This window comes from Verrucomicrobiota bacterium, from assembly GCA_037139415.1.
Taxonomy (GTDB): domain Bacteria; phylum Verrucomicrobiota; class Verrucomicrobiia; order Limisphaerales; family Fontisphaeraceae; genus JBAXGN01.
Genome location: JBAXGN010000292.1, coordinates 1 through 6,384 on the forward strand (window position 1 = coordinate 1; position 6,384 = coordinate 6,384).

The window sequence follows — 6,384 nt, forward strand, 5'->3', positions numbered from 1 at the left end:
AAAACAACAAAAAACAAAACAAAAAAACATTTACACAATTATATTTACAAAACCAAAAGCGGCGACTTTGATGAGCGTGTTATGCCCTATATTCCGACCTATTAGTTAACCTCAATACCTCATCCATGCACAAACAAACGCAACAATCCGTGGGTGGGTTGGGGTTGGCGGCATTTACGGCTCTGGCAGCCTTCCTCTATAATAATCATGTTCACGACATCGCTTCAGACATTCATTGGGAGATCCGGCAAAGAGTTGAATTAACTGAAGCCATGGCTCAACTATATTCCCCCTCAAATCCACACATCGCAAAGGTACTGTACGACAACGCCCTAACCGGCGAACGGAATTCCTCTGCGACACGCGCGGCTATCGCGGCGGCGTTGAAAACCAATAATGCCTATGCGGAAACATTTGCAAACACAATGAATGCGTTTTATTCATTCTTGCAACACAAAGGCAAAGAGTTTCCCGTTCGCGATCTAGAGAATGTTGATAAAACTGAGCGCGGCAAGGAATTAAAAAATCTTGAAAACCAAGTGGACGCACTCGTAAGTACAAACGTATACTACGTGTCCGAGCTTGAAGTTCCAATAATTGTATACCTGTTCCAACAAAACCCAAAGCGCAACTCTGGCAATCGCACTATTGCGAATCCTCAACATCCACACGAAACAATTTCTGTGGAGCCTCCAGCGTATTTGTTCGTTCAATTGTTGAGCCAAAAAGATTCTTTTCCATCACTTAAAGCCATATACAAGGCACCCTTGGAATCATTAACGAAGTATTGCTCAGATGGAACAGCGCAGCGTCAAAGAAAAGACATATACGAGTTTTGCGCGGGCGCAGATGGCCGTAGTGGCGATAGCAACAAGGTTGTTACAACCTCTGAGGTTCTGAGTCATTTGAAATACGCTCTGCGTTTCTGAGGGAATTACAAAGTGCAATGGCTCTTGCGAAGGCCATGTCCAAGTAACCACGATGCGCAGCGGAGGTTGGCTGGGCACCGCACGGCCCGCCGTCCGTGTTCCCATCAGTGCAATCCGTGTAATCCGTGGTCGCTCACGGAATGAATTCCCGTGTCTTGCAATTATAGCTTGGTATGTGTGCGCCGATTTTCTGAACCTGCTCTGTAAATATGCGGTTCAGTTCCCGCGTCACTCTGCGCGGGAAGTTGCAGCACAAAGAACCATCGCCATCCAACCCATAGGCATGCACTTCATCTTCCAAGGTAGCAGGGCCATATCCGTCGCCCCTCAATTCGATTTTGATTTGTGAACTGTCGAACCCTCTCACGACTTTCAGGACACTCTCGCGGTAGTCCGGGTATAAATCGAAGAAGGCATGGGCTACTTCGTGTATTATCAAAGAATCAATGTCATCCTCAAACCTGGCTACCGCGACCACATAGAAAGGCTCGGGGTACTCCTGGAGTGCTTGCAATACTCTGACTTCACGATGGGTCAGAGGATTAAAGTGGCCATCCTTGAATGGCTTCAAAATTCTTGAAGGGAAGTTGAATCCCGGCCAATCAGTGAAATAGGTGAACCGTCCCGTTATTTTGCCGCCGGGGCTGTGCTGGGTGTACCACGTTACGAATTCCTTCATCGAGAAGTACTGTCCTGCGAAGTGGGGGGATTCGTAGTGTTCCTGAATCCGTACCAACGAGGAAGTAAGTTGCACTTGCTTGTCGAATACAAGCATTGGGATGTTGGGCGTAATGTTGATGATTTGGAGCATAGGATTCGAATTTTTCAACCGGGCTTGTGTAGGGTGGCAGGCGCTATTCCTCTGGTCCTGCTGCATGCCGCCGTATCATCCACGGAAAATCCTTTAACAAACATCGCCACAATAGGCTTATTCCTCATTACAAACAGAGCGCCAATATCCAGCGTCTCCGCCTCTTTCACTCCATTTTTTCAGCTTCCCGTGCGGTATTGGTGTGAATTTCCAACACCTTGCTGATTGGTTCCTGGTAGCCTCCAGCCAAATTCCAGCACACTGGAATTTTCATCTCCCTGGCGGTCTCGAACACGATCGCATCGCGGATGCGCAATTCCTCAGTCGTCAAGAGGCCTCCCAACGGATCGTTCACATGGGGATCTGCACCAGCTTGATAAAATAGAACCGTACAGCCCTGAAAGTTGTTTCTCATCAGGTCACATAATTCTGCCAGCCAGTCCTTTGCATCTTCGACTCTGTGGATGTGCTGACCAAAGGTGTGATGGGCGATATTCTGCAACTTCAAGGCCGCGATGATATTATCCGTGCCGTTGCCGTAATGCCGATCGCAATCCAGAATTCCGATTCTGGTTGCCTTGAACCTATCGGTGAGGATGCGTGCAGCAATGACCAACCCGTTAAATGTGCAAAAACCGCCACATTGACTATGGCAGGCATGGTGAAAACCGCTGGTGGGCGAACAGGCGTTACGCCGGGTCTGGTAGGCATACTTCGCCGCCGCCGCAAATGAGCCCGTGGTCCAAGGCAAGCTCACGGCCACCTCAAGTAAGGTATTGTAGAACCCATTCTGCTTGCGGCCATCCAAAATATCCCGCACATGTTGCTCGTCATGGGCCAGGGAAATATCTTCGACGGACAACGGTTCAAAGGACTCGATGTCCAGATGGATTCCAGCTTCCTGCCACGCCTGAACGACCAGCGCCGGTTTGCTCGCGCTGGGTGAAAAACTGTCGTTTTTCGCCGCGTTCTGTCGTGGGTCATAAAATACTTTCATATTGTTAAAACATCCCTTTCGGTAGGGCATCCCGTCGCATGGTGATCGTAAGTCAAGGCTTGCCTGGCGGTTCCTCCGGCGGTTTTTGGGGTGGTGGCATGGGAGGCGGAGGCGGTGGTTGCAGGGCATCCGGCATCTGGGCAGAAAAATCTTTCTTTGATAATTTTGAAGACCGATAGCGCTGCATCTCCGATAGTTTTCGATCTCGAACCGACAATCCTCCCATTTGCAATCGTTCCCGCAACTGGGCCAGCATTTGCACTGCCTCCGACACTTTATCCTGTGTTCCGTATTTTTGCAGGAACATCAGGGTTGTTTCCAATACTCCAATGGCTCCCGCCAGATCCCCTCGGTCCGCCAGATCATGGGCCGACTTCAAAGCCTGCCCCGCCTTTTGCATGGCTACCCAGGGCACAACAGTCTCATCCAAAGTGACTTCCGCAGGATTCTGCGTGCCTTGAATTCTTACTACCTGGCGCACACATCGGGACGCAATCCCTGCCGCACTGATTTCATCGCAAAGAATCTCAACCTCGATCAACACCTCGCCTTCCAGCGTGGTCACCGGCGTGCCGCTGATGCATGGCAGCGGCAGTACACCGATCTCCAGGCATAACACGCGCTGCTCTTCACTCATTAAATCTCCCAGCGCAAACTCTTGACGCCCATCCGGTAGCTGCACAGTTGGGCAGGTGCTCATCTGCCGAACCCACTCGCAAAAATCCAGCGGCTTGACCCGTACCCGCAGGTTCTGCACGGACAATCGCTGCAACCCCTCCAACTCCTGGCTGAAGATTTCCGGGAACTTGTCCGGGGAATCAGCGTCGTAAAACTCCCCGTTGGTCGCTTCCGCAAGGCTGCTGAGCAGTTTCTCATCGTAATTATTACCAAGACCAAGACAGGCGGTTCGTATGCCATCCATCTCCAAGCCTTGCCCCACGATCTGTCGCACCTGCACTGGATCAGTGAGGCCCACATTCAACAACCCGTCGCTTAGCACCAGTAAACGGCGAATGGTGTCAGTTGGGGCTTTCTTCAATTCATCCCGGCCTAGCATCCAGCCACCGGTGAGGTTGGTGGAACCACCAGGGATGATACCTTGCAATATTGAGATCATGCCCTCTCTGGATGAAACCTTTTGCAACGGTATGACCACTTGGGCTGCATCATCGAACACCACCAGCCCGAACAAGTCCCCCTGGCGCAGATTACGAATCGCCATGGCGATTGCCTGCTTCGCTTTTTCCAGTGGTGGTCCGCCCATGGATCCGCTGCGGTCCAGCACAATACAGAACGCGGCCGGCTTGGATCGTGGGTTGGCGATGGCATCGGCGATGAATTCCAATGCGAAATGCACCGGTTGCGGCTGCGCGGTTAAAATCTTGCGATAATCCAGATGCAGCTTGGTTTTCATAAAGATCACAATATTCTGCCATGTCTGAAATGGCAACATTTTTCCTAAAAAACATTCAAAAAATTCTTGTATACACGGTGCTCTTCTGCGATGGGTTGTTACGTTCAGCCAAAAAGTGCTTAACACCTGTTCTTTTATAATCAGGACAAAACACGGCCCGCCGTCCGTGTTCCCATCAATGCAATCCGTGTAATCCGTGGTTCACGGCATTCCCGATGAACAAGTTTGCGACAACAGCGCAGGACGGAGTTACCTTCAATCATCTCAACGGACAGTTGAGAATTGCGGGACCGAATTTTTTTAGCACGGTCAAGTACCAGCAAGGCCGGGAAATCCTGGAGAGTAGTAATTTCGTTCTGCCAAAGGGCGACGTCATCGCTTCGGTTCTGCATGCCTGCTTCATGCAAAAGGATTTCATCCATACCCAGGCCGCCATGCTTTTCCTGCATCAATTGGAAAAAACCGGGTTCTGGATCTATTCCCGGGTGTACTGGACCGATATCGGCGTTTACACCATTGACGAGGAGCGCTGTGCCGTGAATGAGGATGCGGATGAGAAATACAAAGACCCCAAAGATATCCCCCGCTATTTGGCCAAGGAAATGGCTAATGGCATCAGCCTGAGCAACGGCGTGACCTGGAGCCGGGACGGCAAAATCCGATTCGCTCCCAATGAAACCTACCGGTTGGGTTTTCACAATGCGGAGACCCTGACAGACGACGGATTTGCTATTGCGCTACTGGGTATCGAAGGCGCAAAGAAAGTGGCGGCTATCGTAAACAAGTTTTACAAACGCGGCGCCTACCTGGCGGAAAAAGATTTCCCGCAAGCACCATCGTCAAACGGGGTGGTGAAGAAAACGGCAGCCATCTTCTGCAAGCCCGACCTGCTGGTCCTGGTTGGAACCTGCGAACCACAGCTCAAATCATCCACGTTCGGCATTCAAAAACCGTAAAAGCCATGAATACAAACGAACGCTTTCGGGGAGCCTTGCTCGGCCTTGCCACGGGCGATGCCATGGGCACCACACTTGAATTTGAGCCCCCCGACACCTTCAGCCCGATCAGGGCCATGTTGGGCGGCGGGCCGTTCCGGTTGAAACCGGGTGAATGGACCGATGATACCTCGATGGCGCTTTGTCTGGGCACCAGCCTGGTGGAATGTCGCGGTTTCGACCCCCGCGATCAAATGCAGCGATATTTGCGGTGGCGAGATGAAGGTTACCTAAGCAGCAATGGCCGCTGTTTTGACATCGGCACCACCTGCTCCAGTGCACTCAGCCAGTTTGAACACAGTGGTGAACCTTTTTCCGGCACCACGGGTTCACAGCGTGCCGGCAACGGCTGCATCATGCGCCTGGCTCCGATACCACTGGCGTTTGCCAACGATCCGGTTTTGGCCATTCAACGGGCAGCGGACAGCTCCCGGACCACCCATGGCGCAGCGACCTGCATAGACGCCTGCCGCTATTTTGGCGGACTGCTGGTAGCAGCGGTGAACGGGGTGTCGAAAGAAGTGCTGATGTCATCAAACTTCAGTCCGGTACCAGGTTTGTGGGAGCAAAGCCCGCTGCACCCCAAAATTGCGGCCATTGCCGAAGGATCATTCAAACGGCGGAATCCACCGGATATCCGTGGCACTGGCTACGTGGTTCAATCCCTGGAAGCAGCCCTCTGGGCCTTTTGGAACTCGGACAATTTCCACGACGGCTGCCTGAAAGCGGTGAACTTGGGTGACGATGCCGACACCACCGGCGCGGTTTACGGCCAGATCGGAGGAGCGTATTACGGCGAAAGCGGCATTCCAGAAGAATGGCGGGAAAAACTGGCCAAACGCCAGACGATTGAAGAGCTGGCTGATCGCCTGTTTGCGCTGGCCTTTGAGCGCACGCCTGGCTAATTCCAATGAGCTTTCAAGATGGGACTAAGGCGCGCAGGATTTTGGGCGGCTGGCGAGACGCGAGCGAGGCGCATACCCGTCCCGACCTGTCGGGATAACGAGCGAGCAACGAAGCCAGCAGCTCAAAAGACCAGCGAATTAGTCTCATCTTGATAGCGATTTGGAATAAGGTTACAGCCGTCCTTGCGGCCCCTGTTATTTCTGCTGCCTTTGTGCATGTTGATTTTTCTGCAAAAGAATTTGTTCCAAATTTTTATGCCAGCCAATCTTCCTGCCAAGTCGGTGTTTCCCCATTTTTCTGCAAATTCACTCCGCATTCCGAAATCCGAAATC

General features: G+C 51.9%; 7 protein-coding genes. 3 read left to right on the forward strand and 4 right to left on the reverse strand.

Annotated elements, in window-relative coordinates; genetic code table 11:
• Positions 1 to 125 precede the first annotated feature (125 nt).
• A complete protein-coding gene (locus WCO56_28385) occupies positions 126 to 929 on the forward strand; it encodes a hypothetical protein (protein MEI7733521.1) in 804 nt (267 codons plus the stop codon).
• 133 nt (positions 930 to 1,062) lie between these two features.
• On the opposite strand, the gene WCO56_28390 is transcribed toward WCO56_28385, so the two are convergent.
• From WCO56_28390 to WCO56_28400, 3 genes are all read right to left on the reverse strand, one after another.
• Positions 1,063 to 1,740, reverse strand: coding sequence for a hypothetical protein (locus WCO56_28390; GenBank protein MEI7733522.1), 678 nt, complete (start codon positions 1,738 to 1,740; stop codon positions 1,063 to 1,065).
• Positions 1,741 to 1,906: 166 nt separating this feature from the next.
• Positions 1,907 to 2,737 carry a histone deacetylase gene (locus WCO56_28395; protein MEI7733523.1) on the reverse strand — a complete coding sequence of 277 codons (831 nt, stop codon included), beginning with the start codon at positions 2,735 to 2,737 and terminating at the stop codon, positions 1,907 to 1,909.
• 52 nt (positions 2,738 to 2,789) lie between these two features.
• Positions 2,790 to 4,151, reverse strand: a complete 1,362-nt coding sequence (locus WCO56_28400) for a VWA domain-containing protein (GenBank protein MEI7733524.1) — start codon at positions 4,149 to 4,151, stop codon at positions 2,790 to 2,792.
• A gap of 215 nt (positions 4,152 to 4,366) precedes the next feature.
• Between WCO56_28400 and WCO56_28405 the strand changes: the two genes are divergently transcribed.
• Both WCO56_28405 and WCO56_28410 read left to right on the forward strand, forming a co-directional pair.
• The gene (locus WCO56_28405; GenBank protein MEI7733525.1) at positions 4,367 to 5,107 is read left to right on the forward strand and encodes a hypothetical protein; all 741 of its coding nucleotides are present in this window, start codon (positions 4,367 to 4,369) and stop codon (positions 5,105 to 5,107) included.
• 5 nt (positions 5,108 to 5,112) lie between these two features.
• Positions 5,113 to 6,051, forward strand: coding sequence for an ADP-ribosylglycohydrolase family protein (locus WCO56_28410; GenBank protein ID MEI7733526.1), 939 nt, complete (start codon positions 5,113 to 5,115; stop codon positions 6,049 to 6,051).
• A gap of 122 nt (positions 6,052 to 6,173) precedes the next feature.
• Here WCO56_28410 and WCO56_28415 read toward each other — a convergent pair.
• The coding region (locus WCO56_28415) for a hypothetical protein (protein ID MEI7733527.1) at positions 6,174 to 6,384 on the reverse strand (211 nt) is incomplete at its 5' end.